Source organism: Euzebyella marina, assembly GCF_003687485.1.
GTDB classification, from domain to species: Bacteria; Bacteroidota; Bacteroidia; order Flavobacteriales; family Flavobacteriaceae; genus Euzebyella; species Euzebyella marina.
Window position 1 is genome coordinate 354,782 of the sequence record NZ_CP032050.1, and the last position, 22,808, is coordinate 377,589.

Consider the following 22,808-nt stretch of genomic DNA (forward strand, 5'->3'; position numbering starts at 1 on the left):
GATATGGCCAAGGTTACAAAAAAGAAGAAGCCCAATACTACAGGGTTTTTTAAATATGTTAAATGGTTTTGGATCCTGTTTGCTTCCGGGGTACTATGTGTAGCCTTGATTTTCTTGTTGGCATCATGGGGCCTTTTGGGTATCGATATGCCCGAGTATGAGTATCTCGAAAACCCTCAGACGAATTTGGCTACCGAAATCATTTCTTCCGATGGCAAGACCTTAGGTAAATTTTATCTAGATGATAACCGTACTCCGGTACCATATGACAGCTTGCCCAGTAATTTGGTCAATGCCCTTATCGCAACCGAAGATGCCCGGTTTTATGACCATTCAGGCATTGATGCTTTTGGTTTTATGCGGGCACTTGCTTATTTAGGTAAAAAAGGAGGGGCGAGTACTATAACCCAGCAATTGGCAAGGCAGTTATTTGTAGGGGTGCGTTCTAAGAACAAAGTAGAGGCGATTCGCCAAAAAATAATGGAGTGGGTTCTCGCAACCCGATTGGAAAGGCAGTATACCAAAGAAGAAATTATTGCCATGTACCTTAACCAATATGATTTCTTGAACAATGCCGATGGCATTCGTTCGGCATCGAAGATTTACTTTGGTAAAGAACCTCAAGAGCTGAAGACCGAAGAATCAGCTGTTTTGGTGGGGATGCTTAAAAATTCATCCTATTTCAACCCGATTCGAAGAGAAGAATTGGTGACTAATAGAAGAAATACCGTTTTGGGCCAAATGGCAAAATATGGATATATCTCTGAAAAGGAGAAAGATTCTTTGCAGGCCTTAAAGATGGATATTAATTATAACCCTGAGTCTCATAAAGAAGGTTTGGCCACCTACTTTCGAATGTATTTACAGGGCTTTATGAACGATTGGATTCAAAAGAACCCAAAACCTGCAATCGATGGGGCTAGGGATAAATGGAGCCTTTGGTTAGATGGCCTTAAGATTTATACAACCATCGATTCGAGAATGCAGGCAAATGCCGAAGACGCTGTACGGCAACACATGGCCAAGTTACAGGCCGAGTTTTTTCATCAGAATACTCCTGACAGAAACCCTACAGCACCCTTTCTAGATTTAGACAAGACCGAAATCGACCGAATCATGGAGAGAGCGATGCGTACTTCTGATAGGTGGCGAATAATGAAAGATGAGGGAAAATCAGAAAAACAGATAAGAGAGTCCTTTACCAAAAAAACGGAAATGACGGTTTTTGACTGGAATAGCGACGGCCGAGAACGGGATACCATTATGACTCCTTTGGACTCTATTAGATATTATAAGACTTTTTTGAGAGCAGCTATGATGTCTATGGAGCCTCAAACGGGCCACGTAAAGGCTTGGGTAGGGGGTATAGATTATAGGCATTTTCAGTATGATAATGTGTATCAAGGTTCTAGGCAAGCAGGCTCTACATTTAAACCATTTGTATATGCAGCTGCCATTGATCAGCTGAGGTTGTCTCCCTGTGATGAATATCCGGATATATTGTATTGTATCGAGGCCAACAAACATGGAAATTTAGAGCCTTGGTGTCCTAAAAATGCAGATGGCAAGTATTCCGGTAAAGATTTTACGCTTAAGGCGGCCTTGGCCAATTCGGTTAATACGGTAACGGCCCAATTAATTGATAGGGTAGGCCCACGTTCGGTTGTGTCTATCGTCAAGAACTTAGGATTGGACAAAGAAATTCTCGAAGTACCGGCAATTGCCTTGGGTACTCCTGAATTCAACGTTTACGAAATGGTGGGGGCCTATGGCACATTCGCCAATCAAGGGGTTTATGTAAAGCCTGTAATGGTTACCCGCATTGAGGATAAAAACGGAACCGTATTATTTGAATACGTGCCAGAAACCAAAGATGTGCTTAGTAAAGATGTGGCCTACACAATGGTGAATTTAATGGAAGGGGTGACCCAAGGTGGTTCAGGTACTAGGTTACGCCATAGCTATAAAAAGAACGCCACCGAGTACAAAGAAATTATCACAGGATACCCTTATGGCTTTACCAATCCCATAGCCGGTAAGACAGGAACCACCCAGAACCAAAGTGATGGTTGGTTTATGGGTATGGTGCCGAATTTAGTGACCGGTGTTTGGGTCGGCGGTGAAGAAAGGTCGGTTCATTTTAAAAGTATCACATATGGCCAAGGTGCCGCTATGGCGCTACCCATTTGGGGGATGTATATGAAGAAAAATTACGATAATAAAGATTTAGGTATCTCCGATGGCGAATTCGAGAAACCTGAAAACCTATCGATTCGGGTCGATTGTTCAGAACCCGCTGAAGAACAACAAGACGATTTAGAAATTGAAGAAGATTTAGAAGACCTCGACTTTTAAAACAATCTTTTTAACACACATAAATACCCTTGCCTTTTAACGAAAGGCCAAGGGTTTTTTTATTGATAAAGTTGTAAATTGAACAATACGCAAAATAATAACTTATAATTATATGATTCTTAAAAAAGTGTCCGATGTGAGACAAGCTCTTAAAGGGGTAGAAAATGATATGACCTTCATGTTGGGCGGTTTTGGGCTTTGTGGTATACCGGAAAACGCCATTTCTGAACTAGTAAGGTTGGGTGTAAAAGACATTACCTGTATATCGAATAATGCCGGGGTCGATGATTTCGGTTTGGGACTTCTTTTACAGAAACATCAAATAAAAAAAATGATTTCGTCGTATGTTGGCGAAAATGATGAGTTTGAGCGGCAGATGTTAAGTGGCGAGCTTGAGGTAGAACTGACCCCCCAAGGTACCCTGGCAGAAAAGTGTCGTGCGGCCCAGGCAGGTTTCCCAGCGTTTTATACACCTGCTGGTTATGGTACGGAAGTCGCTATGGGTAAAGAGACTAGAGAGTTCAATGGTAAGATGTATGTGTTGGAAGAAGCGTATAAAGCAGACTTTGCTTTTGTAAAAGCGTGGAAAGGAGACGAAGCTGGCAACTTGATTTTCAAGGGTACCGCTAGAAATTTTAATCCGTGTATGTGTGGGGCGGCGAAAATAACCGTTGCCGAAGTAGAAGAACTGGTACCTGCAGGCGAGTTAGACCCTAATCAAATTCACGTGCCCGGAATATTTGTACAGCGCATATTTCAAGGAAAGGAATATGAGAAAAGAATTGAACAACGTACGATAAGAAAAAAGTAGTCTACAATTTTAAATCTTCACATCTTCAAATTAATAAGAATGCTAGATAAAAACGGAATCGCAAAACGAATTGCCAAAGAGGTAAAAGACGGTTATTATGTCAATTTGGGGATTGGTATTCCCACCCTTGTGGCCAATTTTGTGAGAGATGATATAAGTGTTGAGTTTCAAAGTGAAAACGGCGTTTTGGGTATGGGTCCTTTTCCTTTTGAAGGCGAAGAAGATGCCGATGTCATCAACGCGGGAAAACAAACGATAACCACCTTGCCAGGGGCTTCATTTTTTGATTCGGCTACGAGTTTTGGCATGATTCGGGGCCAACACGTCGACCTCACTATTTTGGGCGCCATGGAGGTAGCCGAAAACGGAGATATAGCCAATTGGAAAATACCGGGTAAAATGGTAAAAGGCATGGGCGGCGCTATGGATTTGGTCGCATCGGCAGAAAATATCATTGTGGCCATGATGCATACTAATCGTGCCGGCGAATCGAAGCTTTTAAAAAAATGTACGTTACCATTAACGGGCGTTGGCTGTGTTACTAAAATAGTTACGAATCTCGCGGTGCTAGAAGTTACTGAGGAGGGCTTCAGCTTATTAGAAAGGGCACCTGGGGTTTCCGTAGAAGAAATAAAGAAAGCTACGGAGGGTACTTTAAAAATAGAAGGAGAAATTCCTGAAATGGCTGTTTAAGAGATGGTTTAAAGTGGTCCTTTCCGCTTCAAGGGAGAATGCATTTCATCGAACTTTTTGAACCTTGCTTTTTTTCACAACATTTTACGGTAGGTTCACAACATCTATTTTTTAAACTTATAATGGTAAGCTACATTTACATTGTTATTAATTGCAAGTGTTGCTAATACCAAAACCCTTACCAAGTCTTAATTTTTTTGAACTAAACCTACAGTCTATGGAAGCCCAAATGAACCAAACCCGTGAAGACATTCAAGTCTACAAATATGAATTCTTGAGTGGTATCGTACTTCTAACCAAAAAGTTGTTTATGCTATAAGACTTTTTGAATAAAAAATTTAAAAGAGCAACTTCCCCAAAGGTTGCTCTTTTTTTTATGCATTTTTTTAAATTAGTGAAATGGACGCAAACAATTCACTAGCTATTCAAAAGTGCGAAGAGCATGATCTTGAATTACTCATCTCTATTTCAAGACAAACATTTAAAGACGCCTTCGAACATCAAAATAATCCTGAAGATTTTAAGACGTATCTTAATTCTTCTTTTTCAAAGGAAAAGCTCTCCCTAGAGCTACAGAACCCCGATTCAGAGTTCTATTTTGTGTTTGTAAATGATAAAATCGCAGGGTATTTTAAAGTTAATCAACATGGGGCGCAAACCGATGTGAAGGACGCGGACACCATAGAACTGGAGCGTATCTATGTTCTCAATGAGTTTCAAGGAAAAGGAATAGGAAAAGAACTCATGAATGCAGTTAAGGAGATTGCTTTGGAAGCAGAGAAGAAATTTCTGTGGCTGGGTGTTTGGGAGAAGAATGAAGGTGCCATACGTTTTTATCAAAAAAATGGGTTTTCAAAGTTCGGAACCCATCCTTACCCCATAGGAGACGATGTACAGACCGATTGGCTCATGCGGTTCGATTTGTCGTAGTCGAATTTCCAAAAGATTATTAGAGTCCACATAAGATTTCCGCAGCTTTCTCTAGGGTCTCATTCTTTTTTGCAAAGCAAAAACGCAGCACACCGTCTTGTCTCCGATTTAGGTTGAACGAGGAGATTGGTATACAGGCGATACCAAATTCTATGATAAGTCTACGGGCGAAAGCTTCATCATTTTCATTGGTAATTTGAGAGTAATTCAAGAGTTGAAAGTAGGTTCCTTCGCATGGTGAATAAGTAAACCTAGAAGAATTTAAAGCGTTAAGAAAGAAATCTCTCTTTTTCTGATAAAAACTCTTTAGTCCCAGATAGAGTGACTCATCCTGCAAATATGTGTTCATGGCCTTTTGCGTAGGGTGGTCGACACAGAAAACAGCGAATTGATGAACTTTTCTAAATTCTTTCATTAATTCGCTCGGGGCTGCACAATAGCCCACTTTCCAACCGGTTACATGAAAAGTCTTACCGAAAGAAGCACAAATAAAGCTCCTGTTTGCCAATCCTTCAATTTGAGAAAGGCTAATATGTTCGTTTTCATCAAAGACAATATGCTCGTAGACTTCATCACTTACCACAATGATATCCGTCGGCTCTAAAATAGTCTCAAGCTTTTGTAATTCGTTTTTACTGAACACCTTTCCACTTGGGTTATGAGGTGTGTTGAGCACAAGCATTTTCGTCTTCGGGGTTATGGCATTTTTCAGCGCATCCCAATCGATAGCATAGTCATTTAAGCCCATTTGAATAGGTACGGGTATACCCCCGTTCAACTCGATAGCCGGTTCATAACAATCATAGGCAGGTTTGAGAATAATAACTTCGTCTCCGGGCGAAATAAAGGCCGCAATAGCTGTGAATATGGCCTGCGTTGCACCGACCGTAACCGTTATTTCCATTTCAGGATGATAGACCGTACCATGTAACTTCTCTATTTTATTTGCAATGGTTTCCCTAAGAGAATAGTCTCCTTGCATCGGTGCATACTGATTGTACCCTTCATGCATTACCTTGTTTACCAGTTCGAAAAGTCTAGGATCAGCTTCAAAATTTGGAAAGCCTTGTGAAAGATCAATAGCTCGATGCTGTTTGGCCAAAATACCAACGGTAGTGAAAATGGTAGTGCCAACATTTGGCAGTTTTGAACGGCCTGGGTTCTTAAAAGCTTGCATAGTCAAGAATGAATTTTGCACTAAAATAGCAGATACTTTTCATCGCAAAGACAATCTTTAATTGAATCGATTATATTTATGGGACAAAATATAATCATGGGAACACTTGGGAAATTTTGGGTGCTATTAGCCGCTCTGATGATAGGCGTTACTGCGACCTCTCAATCCAAATCGGATATGAAAACCAAAGAAATAAGAACATTAATAGTAGATGGGCAAAACAACCATGAGCATTGGCCCAAAATAAGCTATATGTTAAAGACCGAGATGGAAAAGACGGGGCTTTTCACAGTAGATGTTGCCCGTTCGGCTTTTACTTGGCAAGGTGATGATTTGATAAGCGAGTATAAAATTGAAGGACTGCCGGAAACGCAGGCCTTGAAAGAACCCAAGGCAGACCCTAATTATAATCCCGATTTCTCAAAGTACGATTTAGTGGTCTGTAATTTTGGTTGGAATGCCGCCCCATGGCCTGAGAAAACTAAAAAAGCCTTTGAAAAGTTTATAAAAAAAGGGGGCGGATTAGTTGTATTTCACGCTGCCGATAATAGCTTTCCCGATTGGGAGGCCTATAATCAAATGATTGGAATAGGTGGTTGGGGAGACCGAACAGAGAAAGACGGCCCTTATGTCTATTATAATGATGCAGGTGAACTTATCAGGGATACTTCACCAGGAAAAGCGGGGGCCCATGGCCCGCAGCATGAGTATACTATTGAAATTCGCAATACGGAACATCCGATTACTAAAGGACTGCCAGCAAAATGGTTGCATGTAAAAGACGAACTTTATGATCGGTTGCGGGGCCCGGCAGAAAATATGGAGGTACTCGCAACAGCCTACTCATCGGCTGAATTTAAAGGAACCGAACGTCACGAGCCCGCCCTTATGGTTTTGGAGTATGGCAAAGGAAGAATATTTCATAATATAATGGGGCATGCCGATTACTCGGTTGAAGGCGTCGGGTTTCTAACTAGCATGCTTCGTGGGGCCGAATGGGCGGCTACCGGTGAAGTAACCCAAAAGATTCCTGAAAATTTCCCAAGCGAGAACGAGACCAGCTCTGAAAAGTTTCAAAGATAAATGGAGTTGACATTAAGTATTCCGGCATTATTATTCCCGGCCATTTCGTTGACTATGTTGGCCTATAATGCGAGATATTTGGCAATTGCGGCCTTGATAAGACAACTACATCAAAAATACCAAGAAACAGAATCGGCTGCGTTGGCACTGCAGGTAAAACAATTGCGTAAACGATTGGGCATTATCAAGAATATGCAGGCCACTGCGATTTTCAGTTTTTTGCTGGCGGTTATAACTATGTCGATGATATATATTGAACAACCCATATGGGCCAACCTGATTTTTGGCGTTAGCCTCTTAGCTCTAATGATAAGTTTAATTCTTTCCCTGATTGAAGTGCAACTTTCTACGAAAGCACTGTCCATACAATTAGAAAATATGGAAAAATAAAATTAGCGACACGGTTTTGGAGGATTAGACTGCCTAGTCCGTTTTCATTTGAACATTCTACTTTTCTTTTGAGTTCAATGCGGTTGTATTACAAAATGCAGCGGTCAATGATTCATTGATGACCGCTATTTCTTCTTTCTGCAATGTTCACCGACCAAACGGTCGTTTTTTAGGCCTAATAAAAGTGATGTTACATATGTCCTATAAGCTGTTACACCTGTGGTATTCATTGTAAAATGGCAATTCTAACTTTGGCAGTATCACCCACTAATGCATTGCCATGAATCTATTAAGTATAATTATCCCTATATGTGTACTTGTGTTTATAATGGTCTTAATTCTTTTGCTTTTCAAGAAAGCAAATCGATTTAAAACCATTAAAAATCAAACTAGCAACGAAGTACAGGCGATTGGTGAAGAGGGTAGGTTTTTTGTGGAGGGATTAAAAGATATTTTTCAGGCCACTGAGTTGGTAAAGGATAAGAACAATTATGAACTTGCCTCTGTTCTCGGTTATTTCGCTACCTCTCTATTCGACAAGAATAGTTCAGAAGCGGTTCTTTGGGATATTTCCCAAAACTGTATTTCTCAATTAGGGTTAGAAGACTGTGTCATCTATCTTTTAAATGAAAAAGACCAATCGCTAGAACAGAAAGCAGCCTTTGGCAATAAGCATAAGGGGCAAAAACAAATTTTGAGTCCTATCAAAATCCCCATGGGAAAAGGGATAGTTGGGGAAGTAGCTGCAAGTGAACAACCCATTATGGTATCTGACACTTCTTTGGACAAAAGATACATTCTTGATGACAAAAGGAGGTATTCAGAATTGGCCGTTCCAATTATAGATGATGGGGTCATGTTAGGGGTACTTGATTCTGAGCATAGCACCAAAGGGTTCTTTACCTCTAGGCACTTGGCCCTATTTAGGTTAATTGCCAAATTAACAGCGATTAAACTTCAAAGAATCGAGAAAAAAAGCAACCTACCCTTGACCAATGGCAATGCCTATTATAAAGAGTTCAGGCGCCTTTTGATTGTAGAAAAAATATATCGCAATCCCGATGTCAGTCTTACCTCGGTATCTGAAGTATTGAACATCAGCGCTACTTATCTATCACAATTGGTTAATAAGCTCGAAAATCAAAGTTTTACCGATTCAATCAACCGTTTTAGGGTTTCCGATGCCGAAGACATGCTAGCTGATAGTGATTTTAATGGCTACACCGTCGTGTCGGTGGGGCTTGAGGCCGGTTTTAACTCTAAATCCTCCTTTTATTTGGCCTTTAAAAAATACTGTGGTATGACCCCAACCGAGTTTCGCAAACAGGCTCGTTCTAGAAAAGTGGCTTTTTCCTAAAGCTAACGATTTCCTTTCCTTTCTCTTTCAATATTAACGAGTAGAACTTTTACTCTAAACTACTAAAAAAATAGAATTTTCTTGCTTTTTGTATAGATGGTAGAATTAGCTGTACGCTTTGTAGGTCTTGTTGTATAAAGTTACATTTTTAATATGTAAATAATTGATAATCAGTGTTTTGAAATAGTCCTAATTTTTTTAACCTTAATGATTTCGGACATTTTGAATTTTCAACCAAGCTAGTTTTGGTCATTATTAATTCTAAAATATTTGACTATGAAAACTAGATTGAAAAGTAACTTATTGATTGTTCTGTTAGCAGTTATAAGTGTAGTAGCATGTTCTAAAGATGGTGAAGATGGTGCCGTCGGTCCTCAAGGCCCACAAGGAGAACAAGGTCCGACAGGGCCGCAGGGCGATGCAGGAGCGGATGGAGCCCAAGGAGAACAAGGTGTTGAAGGCGAACAAGGCGAGCAAGGAGACCCTGGAACCGCTAATGTGATTTATTCCGATTGGATAGAATCTCCAATTGTCGATAATGATAACAATATTGAAGCACCAACAGCCAATGGTTCACTAAATGTTGCCGGTCTAAGTCAAGACATTGTCGAAATGGGCAACGTATTGGTCTTTGGTAAAATAGAGTCAAATGGTAATGTTTACGCCTTACCGTATATGGGTAATCAAGGTGTTTCTTACTACTACTACTTCAACATTGAAGAAATTAATATAAGGTTGACCACTACAGATGGATCGAACATAGGTACTCCTCTTTTTACCACCTATCGATACGTGCTTATTCCTGGAGGGGTTGAAGCTAGTAATGGAATCGGAGGCGTGTCATCTAAAGCAGGTTCTCAAGATTTTTCTAAAATGTCTTATGAAGAGGTGGTAGACTACTTCAATATTCCCCATTAATTCTATGGCAGTGAGGTTGAAAGCGGCCTAGTGATTCTTTCACGGGCCGTATTCTCTTACTAAAAAAGTAGATAAGACATTTATAATGAAAGCAAAAAACAAAACAATGCCCTATTCGCCGTATTGACCAGTTGTCTAATTGCATGCTCAAAAGGCATTGCAGATGGAGAGATTGGCCCAAAAGGTGAACAAGGTATTAAGTAGAAAATGACCTACTGGACTATCGATGACCTTCAGCTATTGAACAATTGAACTTTTGATTAGATGCTCCAAATTATTTCAGCGATTACCGGCGATTAGGGTCAGTACTCTTATATAATTTCAAGTAAAGATTTTTCGCACTAATAAAATTATCATGATAAAAATGAAGAACATTTCTTTCGTTTTAAAGGCAGCATTGCTGGTATTATTAATTGGTTGTTCGAATGATGATAATCAAGGTCAGATTGAACAGCAACCAGAAGAAGAGGTGTCAAATTTACCGAAACAAATTCAAATAAATTTCAGCGAAGTACATAATGCTAGCTACGAGTTTGCCTATAATGCAAATAAACAGATAAGAAGCATTGACTTGCAACGTAATTCAGATGGAGATTTATATCATGTATTTTCTGAATTTCTGTATTCTACCGATGACAATCTTACAGCAGTGTCTACTGATGATGTTTTGAATGGGGTTGGTAGAAATGTCTTTTTTACTTATTTGAGTAATGGCGACCTGGCTGATGTCGCTATGGTTTCAAATGGATCAAAGAAAGATTCTGAACTAAGCTATGATGTGCCCAATCGAACCTATTATCTGGATTATCAAACAGGACCTTTAACCGAAATACTTTTTGATTCCGATGGTAATTTAGAAGAAATAGATTTCAATGGTACTAGATGGCAACTAGCACACGATAATTTCGAAAAAGGCCTTTTTCACGAGGCCAAAATACCTTCTCCGATGCTATTGTGGTTCGGAATGAATTATTATTACAACCCTAGTGAGATTTACTTTTTAAGCATGAAAAATATAGGCTCTTTTTCTTCAGCAGGTGCTAACTTTTCAATTGATGAGGTTCAAAGATCGGAATCTGGACACCTTGAAAAGTTCACTATTTCAAGTGATGATGCTAGTTATTCTGCTGATTATACTATAACCTATTAATGTGTAATCAAAATCAACTATAAAATCAATTACCGACCTATGAGTTGGTTTTCGGTTGTCTTGAAATAGGGATTACACATAGAAAAGCAGATAATCGTAAACAATCCATCGGTCACCGGTAAGAACGGTGTATATTCGACTAGGCTTAAAAATGATGAATGAACTATTCGGTCTGTTATTTTTTGGCACCTACATGAAAAAGAGCATCCCCTTGGTTGACTACAGCTTGGTGGTTGATGCAGAAAACGAGTCCGTCATAGGGGGCTTTGATTTTCTTGGTGCGTTTGGCAAAAGTGTCGGAAACCGTGCCAATTACTTGCCCTTTAATAAAATCTTTTCCATTGGAAATTTTTGGTATGAACATTCCCGCTGTGGGTGCCCTTAACCATTTTCTGTTTTCAAGTTCTACGGAAGGTTCCTTTGAGTTTTCAGGAATTTCTTTAGAAGAAATGAGGCCATAATGATGTAGAATATTTAATACGCCCTTAATTCCTGTGGAAATCGAAAAATCATCGAACCGCATACTTTCGCCTGCTTCATATACAACCATTGGTTTTTTGAGATTAAATGCAGTATTTCTAAAAGAACCTTTGATCAAGCTCGACGGGAAACTGATAGGGGCGTTGAAAATAGCTGCAAGGCGGGCACTGGCAGTATCATTTTCCGTAAAGCGCACTTGGGGGTAATTATGGCGTTGGCCACCACCTGTATGTAAATCGATGCCTAAATCGATATGGGGTAATATTTCTTTTGTATAGTAGTAAGCAATACGGCTGGCCATTGATCCCGATTTGGTTCCAGGAAAGCTACGATTCACATCCTTGCCATCAGGGACATCTCTAGAGAAATGAATAAAACCGAAGATATTGAGAATTGGCACGGCTATGACCGCTCCTTTCAAAAGATTGAACTGCTTTTCGGCAATCATGCGTCTAACCACCTCTATACCGTTTATTTCATCGCCATGTAAACCGGCCTGAATTAATACGGTAGGCCCAGGTGCTCTTGAATTGAAAACATAAACAGGAATATCAATAAGAGTTCCTGTAGGCAATCGGTCAATATTAATGTGAACAAGCTTGTTTTGACCAGGTTTAACAGTTGTGCCACCGATGGTAATATTCTTATTCTTTTTTATCTCCATTTGTTGTTCCTAAAGTTCTTTTCGACATATAAAATGATTTCTTTCGCTACATTAATTCCGGTAACTGCCTCGATGCCACGTAAACCAGGAGATGCATTTACCTCTAATAATAGCGGGCCTCTTTTAGACCTGATAAGGTCTATGCCGGCTACACCTAGACCTAAATGTTTAGCGGCATCGATGGCCATGCTTTCTTCCTTTTTTGAGAGCTTCACCTTTTCGGTTTGACCACCTCTATGAACATTCGACCGAAAATCTTCAAGAGTGCTCATTCGTTTCATGCTCGCCACTACCTTATGGCCAACAACAAATATGCGCAAATCTTCTCCGTTGCTCTCCTCGATATATTCTTGCAGTAATATGCCCGAATCCATTTTGTAGAAAGTATCGATTATCGATTTTGCCGATTTAAGGCTTTCTGCCAAAATGACCCCTAGACCATGGGTGCCCTCTTGAATTTTAATGATTAAAGGTGGCCCGCCCAACATTTGTATCTGTTGCTCGATATTTTCCGGGTCAATGGCGAAAAGAGTCTGGGGTATAGCAATTTGGTTCTGCGAAAGTAATTGCAGGGTTCTCACCTTATTTCTCGCTCTGGCAATACTTAGCGAGCGTGCCGCACTGAAAACCCTGTTTAATTCGAATTGTTTAACGATAGCGACCCCATGGTTTGTAACCTTTGTACCTATTCTTGGAATAATAGCATCAAACTCATCTATGATGTCTTCTTCTTGATAGAGAACCTGTGGCTTTGAACCTCCTAATTTTACGGTACACTTAGTGTGGTCGATTTGTTCAATATAATGACCCAAGTATCTGGCCTCTTCGGCAATACGCTGTGTTGAATACACATTATTGCTCACTGAGAGCAGGCCAATATCCATAGAAATCGCTTTAAACAATTTGAATATAAAAATACAATTTGAAACGTAGTCACATCCACTTGTGGTAAAACGAAAAATATCCATGTACATAATTCAGTGGTATAGATGGGTACAATTGCTTCATCTTTTGGTTAAGTTTTAGAGGTTTTAAGCCACATTATCGAACAGCTTGAAAGGCTTGATTATAATGGGTCTAAATAACATTGGTATAGGCTTGCAAAGTTTGTTAAAGCCGCGTCTATGACCTACTTTTGTAGACGGTCTAAAAACTAATTGAAACTTTATAATGAGCGGATTGGTAAAATCTTCGATAGCCCGAAAAGTCGTCATGGCCTTATCGGGTCTTTTTTTGGTCTTCTTTTTGGCCCAGCACTTTACAATTAACATTACTTCGGTCTTGGCACCGGACACTTTTAATGAGTGGTCTCACTTTATGGGATACAATGGTGTCGTACAATTTATTCTGCAACCTATTCTTATTGCAGGGGTAATCGTCCACTTTGTGATGGGTATCGGGCTTGAGATAAGAAACAATAAAGCAAGAGCGGTCAAGTATAAAAAGTATAATGGGGGTGCCAATGCTTCGTGGATGTCTAGAAACATGATTATTACCGGCTTGGTAGTATTGGCCTTTTTAGGACTTCATTTCTATGATTTCTGGATTCATGAAATGGACTATAAATACATTGCAGGAAATGCTGAAGATCCTACTCGATATTACGCCGAGACAGTTGAGAAGTTCGAACCCTTCTGGCGTACGGTCATTTACGTAATATCATTTGTTCTTTTAGCCCTTCACCTGTGGCATGGTTTTGCCTCATCGTTTCAGAGTATGGGGGTAAATAACAAGTACTCTCCGGCCATTCAAACGTTCACCAAAATATACGCGATAGTAATTCCGCTAGGTTTTATTTTTATAGCACTTTACCATCATTTTAACCCAATAACACATTAAACATGGGCATATTGGATTCTAAAGTTCCATCAGGGCCTTTGGCCGATAAATGGACTGAACATAAAAACAAAATTAATCTGGTCAACCCGGCCAACAAACGTAATATAGACGTTATTGTTGTAGGTACCGGATTGGCAGGTGGTTCTGCTGCGGCAACGCTGGCAGAGCTCGGTTATAACGTAAAGACATTCTGTTATCAAGATTCACCGCGCAGGGCACACTCCATTGCCGCCCAAGGCGGTATTAATGCCGCTAAGAACTATCAAGGTGATGGTGACAGCGCCTACCGTCTTTTTTATGACACGATTAAAGGAGGTGATTACCGTTCTCGTGAGGCCAATGTTTATCGATTGGCAGAAGAATCTGCAAATATAATAGACCAGTGTGTGGCCCAAGGTGTACCTTTTGCCCGTGACTATGGTGGGTTATTAGACAACCGATCTTTTGGTGGGGTATTGGTTTCAAGAACTTTCTATGCCAAAGGGCAGACAGGCCAACAATTGCTTCTAGGTGCGTATTCGGCGATGAACCGTCAAATCAATAGGGGTAAGATAAAGCCTTTTAACCGTCATGAGATGATGGATTTGGTCTTGGTAAACGGTAAAGCCAGAGGAATCATTGCCAGAGACCTTAAAACGGGAGAGATTGAGCGTCACTCGGCTCATGCGGTAGTTTTGGCTACCGGGGGTTACGGAAATGTTTTCTTTCTTTCTACCAATGCCATGGGCAGTAATGTTATGGCCGCTTGGAGGGCACACAGAAGAGGTGCTTTCTTTGCCAACCCTTGTTTTACCCAAATTCACCCGACCTGTATTCCAGTATCTGGTGACCATCAATCGAAACTGACCTTGATGTCAGAGTCGTTGAGAAATGACGGTCGTATTTGGGTTCCTAAAAGAATCGAAGATGCCCAAGCAATACGTGAAGGCAAGATGAAGCCGACACAACTTAAAGAAGAAGATAGAGATTACTACTTAGAGAGAAGATACCCTGCGTTTGGTAACCTTGTACCTAGAGACGTGGCTTCAAGAGCGGCAAAAGAACGTTGCGATGCCGGTTTCGGTGTCAATAAAACAGGTGAGGCCGTTTATCTTGATTTTGCTTCAGCAATCCAACGCTACGGAAAAGAAGCTGCTCTGACCAGTGGTATGAAAGATGCCGATGATAAAACCATTACCCAACTGGGTAAAGATGTTATCGAGGCCAAGTACGGTAACTTGTTTCAGATGTACGAGAAAATCGTAGATGAGAATCCGTATGAGACTCCTATGATGATTTATCCTGCAGTTCACTACACAATGGGTGGCCTTTGGGTAGATTATAACTTGCAGACGACCATTGAAGGTTGCTACTGCGCGGGCGAAGCCAACTTTAGTGATCATGGCGCCAACAGATTAGGTGCTTCAGCCTTGATGCAAGGGCTTGCAGATGGTTATTTCGTACTGCCTTATACCATCGGTGATTACCTTTCCCACGACATTAGAACCGGAAAAATACCGACGGATAGCCCAGAGTTTGACAAGGCAGAGTCCGAGGTTAAAGATCGTATCAATAAACTAATGTCAGGTACAGGTGAGCATTCCGTAGATTACTACCATAAGAAATTGGGTAAAATCATGTGGAACAAATGCGGTATGGCCCGTAACGAACAAGGTTTAAAAGAAGCGATCGAAGAAATTTCTGCCTTACGAACCGATTTCTGGAAGAACGTGAAAGTGACCGGAGTTGCTGACGGCATGAACGCTGAGCTTGAAAAGGCAGGTCGAGTTGCTGATTTCTTAGAGCTTGGCGAGCTTTTTGCCAAAGACGCATTGACCAGAAATGAATCTTGTGGAGGTCATTTCCGTGAAGAGTATCAGACCGAAGAAGGTGAAGCTTTAAGGGATGATGAAAACTTTAAGTTCGTTTCTGCATGGGAATATAAGGGTGAGCCTAAAGATGCCGTTCTTCACAAAGAAGATTTGGTCTACGAAAATATTGAATTGAAAACAAGAAGTTATAAATAGTTTATAGTTGAGAGCTGACGGGATTAATGTCCGAAGGCAATCAACCCCAAGGTAAAACAAATACTATGAGGTTAAACTTAAAAATATGGCGTCAAAAAGATGCCAACTCTAAAGGGCAAATGGTAGACTATACCATTAAAGGTGTAGAAGGCGATATGTCGTTTTTAGAGATGTTAGATGTGCTCAATGAAGAATTGATCAACAAAGGTGAAGAGCCAGTTCATTTTGACCACGATTGCCGTGAAGGTATTTGTGGCGCCTGCTCTTTGCAGATCAATGGTGAGCCCCACGGCCCCGATCGATTGGTAACTACTTGCCAATTGCACATGAGAAAGTTCAATGATGGTGATACCATCGTTATTGAACCTTTTAGGGCTACAGCTTTTCCGGTCATCAAAGATTTGGTCGTAGACCGTTCAGCTTTCGATAGAATTCAACAGGCAGGTGGCTATATATCTGTAAATACTTCGGGTAACACGGTAGATGCCAATGCTACACCAATTGAAAAGGAAAAGGCCGATGATTCTTTCTATGCCGCTACCTGTATCGGATGTGGGGCATGCGTTGCCGCTTGTAAAAATGCGAGCGCCATGCTATTTACTTCTGCCAAGGTTTCTCAGTTCGCTTTATTGCCCCAAGGTAGAGTAGAAGCTACCGAAAGGGTACAGAACATGGTGCGACAAATGGATTTGGAAGGTTTTGGTAACTGTACCAATACAGGAGCATGCGAGGTTGAGTGCCCCAAAGGAATTTCTTTGGAGAACATTGCCCGCATGAACCGAGAGTATCTTAACGCCACAGTAAAAGGATAATCTATTTCTGTTGAACGCAGTTTAAAGCAGTCAACTTTTTTAGAAATCAAGATAAAATGAATCCCAAGCTTCAATCATTGGAGTTTGGGATTTTTGTATTTTGATAAAATGTCAAAAGACTATCCTGAAGAACGTATCAAAGTACCTCGCTTTAATGAGGAGTCTGGTTTTTACACCACCCCAAAACGCTCAAAAATAATGAGCAAGATTAGGGGGAAGAATACAAAGCCCGAACTTGCCTTTAGAAAAGCTCTTTACGCTGCAGGTTATCGCTATAGGGTAGATTATAAAAAGTTGATAGGTAAGCCTGACATCCTTTTAAAAAAATATAAAACAGCCATATTTATCGACGGTGAATACTGGCATGGGCATAACTGGCAAGAGCGCAAGCCTAAAATTAAGACCAATCGAGATTTTTGGGTTGCCAAAATTGAACGGAACATGCAACGTGACCGCGAGGTCAATCAAGAATTAGAGCGATTGGGCTACAAAGTATTCCGGTTTTGGGAAACCGAAATCAAAAAAGAATTAGATAGATGTCTAACGGAAGTACTATTGCATTTAGCGGCTCAGTAATAGAGCAAAAAACATCTCTTTTCCCGTCAACCACCTTAGGTTATTGCCTGTATATTGTAAGTGAAATTAATTAATAATCTAAAACAATATACACATGAAGAGGATAGCCATATTAGCTACTAATGGATTTGAAGAAAGTGAATTGAAATCACCTAAAGAAGCCATGGAGAAAGCAGGGTTTACGGTAGAAATCGTGAGTCCCGAATCGGGTGAGATTAAAGGTTGGTCAGGCGGTAACTGGTCAAACAGTTACAAGGTAGATAAAACATTGAATCAGGTAAAAGCATCAGATTATAATGCTCTTATGCTGCCAGGTGGAGTTATCAACCCAGACCAATTGAGAAGAAACGAAGACGCCCTAGTTTTTGTTCGTGATTTCTTTAAGCAAGAAAAACCGGTTGCGGCCATTTGCCATGCACCACAGATTTTGATTAGTGCAGATGTCGTGAAAGGTAGAAAATTGACTTCTTTCATTTCAATTAAAGATGATCTGATCAATGCCGGAGCCAATTGGGTAGACCAAGAGGTGGTCGTTGACCAAGGGTTTGTAACGAGTAGAAACCCAAATGATTTACCTGCCTTCAACAATAAGTTGATTGAGGAGATCAAAGAAGGTAAGCATGAAGAACAACATGCATAATAAGTAAATTTCCAAATCTGATAAATCCCGGCCCCCCGCCGGGATTTTTTTATGTCTTTAAGAGTCAAAAGCCAACCGTTTATCGAAGAAATTGACAGTTGATTGTTTTCACAACAACTAGGGGCTACTTCACAACAATAATTTAGAAACCCGAATTAAGCGCCGTAGATTTACATTGTAATTAAGTGATAGTGTTGACCCCAAATCGCCCCTTGAACTTAACCGAAATAGTTACGATCCCCAATCGAAACTAGAACCTACAAAAAATTATCCGACCCCAATCGGAAAACCAAAAAACAGTGTACCTACTTAACAAAAAGAGCCCTTTTCGAAGGGCTTTTTTGTTTTTAACCGGTTTGCGAAACAGCTTCTATTTAATCTGAAAGACCTGTTCACTATCAGAAGCTATCTTTTTTAGAATGACCTTATAAGACCCTTTGGGCAGATAGGTTTTGCCATTTTTTGCTTCTGTGAGCTTAGTTTTGTTCTTCTTTAAAAATGCTTTCTTACCCTCTTCGGTGAAGGCGACATCAAACGACAGAATGTTCAGACCTTTATCGGCTATGAATTCAGTTGAACTGATGCTGACACTCTTTAAAGTTTGAATTTCTGCTTTAACAGTGCCTTCAGACTTGCTATAAAAGGCGATATCTAGGCCGGGGGTTGATGCCCTGCTCCATGGGCTTGGTGAATTACCCCAATCTGAGGAATGCGAAATAGTATCCAAATCAAAAACAAAGAGGTCTTTAGACAGAACTTCTGGCGTCATTTGTTGAATGTGTCCGATGTCGGCCAGATAGATGCTTCTGCCATGTGTGCCGACCAATAAATGTTTAGCTTTCGGCTGAATCACCAAATCATGAATTGCGACGGGAGGCAGACCTTTTTGTAATGCTTCCCATCGATTACCTTGGTCAAACGAAATGTAAAGACCATTATCAGATCCTGCATAAACAATAGAATCGTTGATAGGGTCTTCAATAATAACATTCATGGGCGCATCGGGTATATTTGATGAAATATCTTCCCAAGTCGCACCGTAATCATCACTTTTATAAAGATATGCGGTAAAGTCATCCCACCTATAGCCATTCAATGCTACATAAACGCGGTCTTTTTGGTGTTGCGATGCTATGACCCTACTTACCCATAAATCTTTTGTTAACTTGTCGGAAATCTGAAGCCAATCTCCTCCGCCATTTTTACTGACATGTATAAGTCCATCATCACTCCCCGTGTAAATGAGTCCGAACTGTAAGGGCGACTCGGAAATAGTAGTAAGTGTGCCATATGCGACATTACCTTTTTTTCCGCCTTGCGTTAAGTCTCCAGAAATAGTTTCCCAATTATCGCCTTGATCAAGCGAACGGTGCAGTTTATTGCTTCCTAAATACAAGATATCTTGGTTATGGGCAGAAAGTTGAATGGGGGTCTGCCAGTTGAAGCGATAGGGCGATTCTCCTAATTCATGCTTAGGTTGTATGTAGGTTCGCTTATCATTTTTTCGGTCGATGCGGTAATAATTTCCGAATTGGTACCCGGTGTAGACTATATCAGAATTTCTTTTATCAATTTCTATCTGCATTCCGTCGCCACCCATAAGCGATTGCCAGGCATAACGACCCGATTGATGCCAGCCGGTATCTTCTTTAGCATTATGTGGCCCGGCCCATACCCCGTTGTCCTGTAATCCTCCATAGACGTAATAAGGCTCTTGATTGTCTACATTTATGGCATAGAACTGACCTACACTAGCTGAGTTGTTTTTGATCCAGTTTTCACCATCATCGTAGGTGATGTTGACGCCCCCATCATTACCATTGATCAAATGGCCCGGTTGTTTTGGGTCGACCCATAATGCTTGGTGATCCGCGTGTACATTTTCTTTGCTAATCGATGAAAAGGTTTTTCCGCCATCGGATGATTTTAAAAGCGGTACGCCGCCGATATAAATTTTATTGAGGTCGTTTGGGTCGACCCTAATTTCACCGAAATAGTAGCCATAACTGTAATAGAAATCATCAATATAGTCTTCATTTTGCTTTTTCCAGCTGCGCCCACCGTCATCACTTCGGTAGACTTCGGCGCCAATGACAGGAGTGTCAAACATCATGGCATTGGCATTTTCAAGATATTTGGTCAAATCTTTAGGTTGGGCAACACCGCTTCGAACAAGTTGCTTTACGTTTTCGGCACGGTACTTTTCTTGAAAGCCATTGGCTTTTAAAAAGGCATTGAGTTTTTTGTCGCCGAGCTCTAAAAAGGCCTCTTTTGACATGCCCTTAAAATCAGTTGCCGTTAGTTTGTCGGCATCTGGCTTTTCAGAATCAGATTTTTCTCGGTGCCCTTGATTATCCAAAAGGGCGTAAATGGTATTTTGGTCAAAAACCGCCAGGCCGATTCGGCCCACATTCATATCGGTTGGAAATCCGCTGCCTTCCACAGAAATCTTCTGCCAAGTGTCGCCGGCATCAGTACTTTTATAAATGCCAGAATTTGATCCGTTACCCAAAAAATCCCACGCTTTTCGGTCTTTTTCCCAAGCTGCGGCATATAAAACATTAGAATTGCCTGGCACTTGTTCCAAATCAATTATACCAGTTTGATCGTTGAGATACAAAGTTTGAGACCAAGTCTTACCAGCATCTTTGGTTTTATAAACACCTCGCTCTTTATTCGGCGAGTATAGATGGCCCAATACTCCCACGGTTACTTCATTTGGATTTTCAGGATTCAAAAGAATTCTACCAATGTGATGGGCGTCGGAGAAACCCATATGATGCCAAGTTTTCCCCTTATCGGTTGATTTTAATATGCCTATTCCTGCATAAGAAGACCGAGAAGAATTGTTTTCGCCTGTGCCGGCCCATATAGTTCCTGTTTTCCAGTCGACAGCAATATCGCCTAGGTTTTGGGTTTCGGCATTGTCCATCACTGGCGTAAACGATGTACCATTGTTGTTGGTGTACCAAAGTCCGCCAGAGGCATATGCCACATAAAATTCAATGGAATTTTTAGGGTTGACATCTAAGTCTACCACACGGCCACTCATTACAGTGGGACCAATATTTTTTAATGGCAGGTTTTTCACCAATGATTCTTTCTGCAAAATTTGTCTATTCTCAATAGACTCAATAATAAGCTCTGCAGATGTTGCAGGAACTTGAGCCATGGCAGAGCAGAAAAAGAAGGATAATAGAAAAATTAGTAAGCTTTTCATAAGTATTTGATAACGAGTTATTTTAGAAACAACAGATTTAATTTGTCAATGTTTGCCGCTTAAAATTAACAGCGACAGAATTGCGCAACAACTTAATATTTTGTTAATTTATGCCAAACTAGCATTAAACTCACTCAAACTAGAAGAATAACATAACCAACTTTAATTGAAGAAGAGGCCTATGAATTAGGTCTCTTTTTTTATGCACTTAAGCTCTGTAATGAGCTACTTGTCTCAATAAAAACACCAGACATTATAAACTTCTTAACTGCCCAATCGTTGTCAATTTGCTACTTTTGAAAAATTGATAAAAAGCGAGTTAAATGTATCCAGATATACCTCTGACAGTAGGGGATATTTTCTAAGGACAAATTACATCTAACCGATTAAAAAATTAAAATTACGCCAATGAAATACGAACAAATCAGTAATTCATTATTCATCAAAAATCGAAAGAAATTCATGGCCGAAATGCGCCCAAAAAGCATTGCGGTCTTTAATTCAAATGATATTTATCCTATAGGTGCCGACAGCGTGCTACCTTTTGAACAACATAGAGACCTTTTCTATTTATGTGGTGCAGACCAAGAAGAAACCAAGTTGTTGCTTTTTCCCGATGCTATGGATAAAAGTCACAGGGAAATTCTGTTTGTTCGTGAGACCAATGCGCACATTGCTGTTTGGGAAGGTGAAAAATTAACCAAGGAAAAGGCGACCGAAGTATCAGGTATCGAAACCGTTTACTGGCTTCAAGATTTTGATCGGGTATTTTTTGATTTGATGACGGAGGCCGATACTATTTACTTTAATACCAATGAGCATTACCGCCAGGCCGTTGAGACCGAGACCCGAGAGGATCGTTTTATTCAAGAATGTAAAAGAAAGTTTCCGGCGCATCAAGTGGCGAAGAGCAACCCGATACTTCAAAAGATTAGAGGCGTTAAAGAACCGGAAGAAATCGAACTCATGCAAACGGCCTGTAATATTACCGAAAAAGGTTTTCGCCGTGTATTGCAGTTTGTCGAGCCAGGTGTTTGGGAGTATGAGATTGAGGCCGAGCTTTTACATGAATTCGTTCGAAACCGTTCTAAAGGGTTTGCCTATCCGCCTATAATTGCGGCTGGAAATAATGCAAACGTACTTCATTACCTTGAGAATAATAAAAGATGTCTGTCGGGCGATATGATTTTGATGGATACGGCGGCCGAGTACGCCAATTATTCAAGTGATTTGACCAGAACCATACCTGTCGACGGTAAATTTACCAAACGCCAAAAAGAGGTGTATGAGGCGGTACTGCGGGTTAAGAACGAGGCTACTAAAATGTTGGTGCCGGGCACAATTTGGAAGGATTATCATGTTGAATGCGGAAAACTCATGACTTCTGAGCTGTTAGGCCTCGGTTTGTTGGATAAGGCCGATGTACAGAACGAGAACCCACAATGGCCGGCTTACAAGAAATATTTCATGCACGGTACGAGCCATCATATCGGGTTGAACACCCATGATTATGGTGAACTGAAAACTCCCATGCAGGCCAATATGGTGTTTACCGTCGAGCCCGGTATTTATATTCCCGATGAGAAGCTGGGGGTTCGCCTTGAAGATGACGTCGTCATTCAAGAAAACGGAGAGCCGTTCAATTTAATGGCCGGTATTCCTATTGAAGTAGAGGAAATTGAAGATTTGATGAACAAATAGTATTGG

19 protein-coding genes are annotated in these 22,808 nt (G+C 40.6%); 15 read left to right on the forward strand and 4 right to left on the reverse strand.

Annotation, left to right across the window (positions count from 1 at the left end):
- Nucleotides 1-3: 3 nt before the first annotated feature.
- The 4 genes from D1013_RS01470 to D1013_RS01485 all read left to right on the forward strand — a co-directional run bounded on the left by D1013_RS01470 (nucleotide 4) and on the right by D1013_RS01485 (nucleotide 4,789).
- Nucleotides 4-2,355, forward strand: coding sequence for a penicillin-binding protein 1A (locus tag D1013_RS01470; protein ID WP_121847194.1), 2,352 nt, complete (start codon nucleotides 4-6; stop codon nucleotides 2,353-2,355).
- Between the two features lie 112 nt (nucleotides 2,356-2,467).
- On the forward strand, nucleotides 2,468-3,166 hold the full coding sequence (locus D1013_RS01475) for a CoA transferase subunit A (RefSeq protein WP_121847195.1): 699 nt from the start codon (nucleotides 2,468-2,470) through the stop codon (nucleotides 3,164-3,166).
- A gap of 39 nt (nucleotides 3,167-3,205) precedes the next feature.
- Nucleotides 3,206-3,859 (forward strand): CoA transferase subunit B, encoded by a 654-nt coding sequence (locus D1013_RS01480; RefSeq protein WP_121847196.1) that lies wholly within the window; start codon nucleotides 3,206-3,208, stop codon nucleotides 3,857-3,859.
- Nucleotides 3,860-4,258: 399 nt separating this feature from the next.
- Nucleotides 4,259-4,789 carry a GNAT family N-acetyltransferase gene (locus D1013_RS01485; protein WP_121847197.1) on the forward strand — a complete coding sequence of 177 codons (531 nt, stop codon included), beginning with the start codon at nucleotides 4,259-4,261 and terminating at the stop codon, nucleotides 4,787-4,789.
- Nucleotides 4,790-4,808: 19 nt separating this feature from the next.
- On the opposite strand, the gene D1013_RS01490 is transcribed toward D1013_RS01485, so the two are convergent.
- Nucleotides 4,809-5,966 carry a methionine aminotransferase gene (locus tag D1013_RS01490; RefSeq protein WP_121847198.1) on the reverse strand — a complete coding sequence of 386 codons (1,158 nt, stop codon included), beginning with the start codon at nucleotides 5,964-5,966 and terminating at the stop codon, nucleotides 4,809-4,811.
- A gap of 78 nt (nucleotides 5,967-6,044) precedes the next feature.
- Here D1013_RS01490 and D1013_RS01495 point away from each other — a divergent pair, with 78 nt between their 5' ends.
- The 5 genes from D1013_RS01495 to D1013_RS01515 all read left to right on the forward strand — a co-directional run bounded on the left by D1013_RS01495 (nucleotide 6,045) and on the right by D1013_RS01515 (nucleotide 10,864).
- Nucleotides 6,045-7,049 carry a ThuA domain-containing protein gene (locus D1013_RS01495; protein WP_225621374.1) on the forward strand — a complete coding sequence of 335 codons (1,005 nt, stop codon included), beginning with the start codon at nucleotides 6,045-6,047 and terminating at the stop codon, nucleotides 7,047-7,049.
- Complete coding sequence (locus D1013_RS01500) at nucleotides 7,050-7,439, forward strand: DUF2721 domain-containing protein (RefSeq protein WP_121847199.1); 390 nt, start codon at nucleotides 7,050-7,052, stop codon at nucleotides 7,437-7,439.
- Nucleotides 7,440-7,767: 328 nt separating this feature from the next.
- Complete coding sequence (locus tag D1013_RS01505; RefSeq protein ID WP_162987773.1) at nucleotides 7,768-8,796, forward strand: helix-turn-helix domain-containing protein; 1,029 nt, start codon at nucleotides 7,768-7,770, stop codon at nucleotides 8,794-8,796.
- Nucleotides 8,797-9,072: 276 nt separating this feature from the next.
- Complete coding sequence (locus D1013_RS20245) at nucleotides 9,073-9,714, forward strand: collagen-like protein (protein ID WP_162987774.1); 642 nt, start codon at nucleotides 9,073-9,075, stop codon at nucleotides 9,712-9,714.
- Nucleotides 9,715-10,078: 364 nt separating this feature from the next.
- Nucleotides 10,079-10,864, forward strand: a complete 786-nt coding sequence (locus D1013_RS01515) for a hypothetical protein (protein WP_162987775.1) — start codon at nucleotides 10,079-10,081, stop codon at nucleotides 10,862-10,864.
- Nucleotides 10,865-11,039: 175 nt separating this feature from the next.
- On the opposite strand, the gene D1013_RS01520 is transcribed toward D1013_RS01515, so the two are convergent.
- The gene (locus D1013_RS01520) at nucleotides 11,040-12,008 is read right to left on the reverse strand and encodes a succinylglutamate desuccinylase/aspartoacylase family protein (protein WP_121847202.1); all 969 of its coding nucleotides are present in this window, start codon (nucleotides 12,006-12,008) and stop codon (nucleotides 11,040-11,042) included.
- Nucleotides 11,999-12,892 (reverse strand): RimK family alpha-L-glutamate ligase, encoded by an 894-nt coding sequence (locus D1013_RS01525; RefSeq protein ID WP_121847203.1) that lies wholly within the window; start codon nucleotides 12,890-12,892, stop codon nucleotides 11,999-12,001. Before D1013_RS01525 ends, D1013_RS01520 begins: the two co-directional genes overlap by 10 nt.
- A 286-nt stretch (nucleotides 12,893-13,178) precedes the next feature.
- On the opposite strand from D1013_RS01525, the gene D1013_RS01530 reads away from it, so the two are divergent.
- The 5 genes from D1013_RS01530 to D1013_RS01550 all read left to right on the forward strand — a co-directional run bounded on the left by D1013_RS01530 (nucleotide 13,179) and on the right by D1013_RS01550 (nucleotide 17,881).
- On the forward strand, nucleotides 13,179-13,847 hold the full coding sequence (locus tag D1013_RS01530; RefSeq protein WP_121847204.1) for a succinate dehydrogenase cytochrome b subunit: 669 nt from the start codon (nucleotides 13,179-13,181) through the stop codon (nucleotides 13,845-13,847).
- 2 nt (nucleotides 13,848-13,849) lie between these two features.
- Entirely contained in the window at nucleotides 13,850-15,853 is a 2,004-nt protein-coding gene (locus D1013_RS01535) for a fumarate reductase/succinate dehydrogenase flavoprotein subunit (RefSeq protein ID WP_121847205.1), read from the forward strand.
- A gap of 65 nt (nucleotides 15,854-15,918) precedes the next feature.
- The gene (locus tag D1013_RS01540; protein WP_121850554.1) at nucleotides 15,919-16,665 is read left to right on the forward strand and encodes a succinate dehydrogenase/fumarate reductase iron-sulfur subunit; all 747 of its coding nucleotides are present in this window, start codon (nucleotides 15,919-15,921) and stop codon (nucleotides 16,663-16,665) included.
- A gap of 108 nt (nucleotides 16,666-16,773) precedes the next feature.
- Entirely contained in the window at nucleotides 16,774-17,241 is a 468-nt protein-coding gene (locus D1013_RS01545) for a very short patch repair endonuclease (RefSeq protein WP_121847206.1), read from the forward strand.
- Between the two features lie 94 nt (nucleotides 17,242-17,335).
- Entirely contained in the window at nucleotides 17,336-17,881 is a 546-nt protein-coding gene (locus D1013_RS01550) for a type 1 glutamine amidotransferase domain-containing protein (RefSeq protein WP_121847207.1), read from the forward strand.
- 370 nt (nucleotides 17,882-18,251) lie between these two features.
- On the opposite strand, the gene D1013_RS01555 is transcribed toward D1013_RS01550, so the two are convergent.
- Nucleotides 18,252-21,101 (reverse strand): beta propeller repeat protein, encoded by a 2,850-nt coding sequence (locus D1013_RS01555; RefSeq protein ID WP_121847208.1) that lies wholly within the window; start codon nucleotides 21,099-21,101, stop codon nucleotides 18,252-18,254.
- A 408-nt stretch (nucleotides 21,102-21,509) separates the two neighbouring features.
- On the opposite strand from D1013_RS01555, the gene D1013_RS01560 reads away from it, so the two are divergent.
- Nucleotides 21,510-22,802, forward strand: a complete 1,293-nt coding sequence (locus tag D1013_RS01560) for an aminopeptidase P family protein (RefSeq protein WP_121847209.1) — start codon at nucleotides 21,510-21,512, stop codon at nucleotides 22,800-22,802.
- Nucleotides 22,803-22,808: the final 6 nt, after the last annotated feature.

What these genes read in the sequence shown, in the direction of transcription:
- D1013_RS01525 (WP_121847203.1), bottom strand. Translation starts at nt 12,892, where the DNA reads ATGGATATTGGCCTGCTCTCAGTGAGCAATAATGTGTATTCAACACAG.
- D1013_RS01515 (WP_162987775.1), top strand. Translation starts at nt 10,079, where the DNA reads ATGAAGAACATTTCTTTCGTTTTAAAGGCAGCATTGCTGGTATTATTA.
- D1013_RS01550 (WP_121847207.1), top strand. Translation starts at nt 17,336, where the DNA reads ATGAAGAGGATAGCCATATTAGCTACTAATGGATTTGAAGAAAGTGAA.
- D1013_RS01545 (WP_121847206.1), top strand. Translation starts at nt 16,774, where the DNA reads ATGTCAAAAGACTATCCTGAAGAACGTATCAAAGTACCTCGCTTTAAT.
- D1013_RS01495 (WP_225621374.1), top strand. Translation starts at nt 6,045, where the DNA reads ATGGGACAAAATATAATCATGGGAACACTTGGGAAATTTTGGGTGCTA.
- D1013_RS01480 (WP_121847196.1), top strand. Translation starts at nt 3,206, where the DNA reads ATGCTAGATAAAAACGGAATCGCAAAACGAATTGCCAAAGAGGTAAAA.
- D1013_RS01500 (WP_121847199.1), top strand. Translation starts at nt 7,050, where the DNA reads ATGGAGTTGACATTAAGTATTCCGGCATTATTATTCCCGGCCATTTCG.
- D1013_RS01520 (WP_121847202.1), bottom strand. Translation starts at nt 12,008, where the DNA reads ATGGAGATAAAAAAGAATAAGAATATTACCATCGGTGGCACAACTGTT.
- D1013_RS01485 (WP_121847197.1), top strand. Translation starts at nt 4,259, where the DNA reads ATGGACGCAAACAATTCACTAGCTATTCAAAAGTGCGAAGAGCATGAT.
- D1013_RS01555 (WP_121847208.1), bottom strand. Translation starts at nt 21,101, where the DNA reads ATGAAAAGCTTACTAATTTTTCTATTATCCTTCTTTTTCTGCTCTGCC.
- D1013_RS01470 (WP_121847194.1), top strand. Translation starts at nt 4, where the DNA reads ATGGCCAAGGTTACAAAAAAGAAGAAGCCCAATACTACAGGGTTTTTT.
- D1013_RS01490 (WP_121847198.1), bottom strand. Translation starts at nt 5,966, where the DNA reads ATGCAAGCTTTTAAGAACCCAGGCCGTTCAAAACTGCCAAATGTTGGC.
- D1013_RS20245 (WP_162987774.1), top strand. Translation starts at nt 9,073, where the DNA reads ATGAAAACTAGATTGAAAAGTAACTTATTGATTGTTCTGTTAGCAGTT.
- D1013_RS01530 (WP_121847204.1), top strand. Translation starts at nt 13,179, where the DNA reads ATGAGCGGATTGGTAAAATCTTCGATAGCCCGAAAAGTCGTCATGGCC.
- D1013_RS01560 (WP_121847209.1), top strand. Translation starts at nt 21,510, where the DNA reads ATGAAATACGAACAAATCAGTAATTCATTATTCATCAAAAATCGAAAG.
- D1013_RS01505 (WP_162987773.1), top strand. Translation starts at nt 7,768, where the DNA reads ATGGTCTTAATTCTTTTGCTTTTCAAGAAAGCAAATCGATTTAAAACC.
- D1013_RS01540 (WP_121850554.1), top strand. Translation starts at nt 15,919, where the DNA reads ATGAGGTTAAACTTAAAAATATGGCGTCAAAAAGATGCCAACTCTAAA.
- D1013_RS01475 (WP_121847195.1), top strand. Translation starts at nt 2,468, where the DNA reads ATGATTCTTAAAAAAGTGTCCGATGTGAGACAAGCTCTTAAAGGGGTA.
- D1013_RS01535 (WP_121847205.1), top strand. Translation starts at nt 13,850, where the DNA reads ATGGGCATATTGGATTCTAAAGTTCCATCAGGGCCTTTGGCCGATAAA.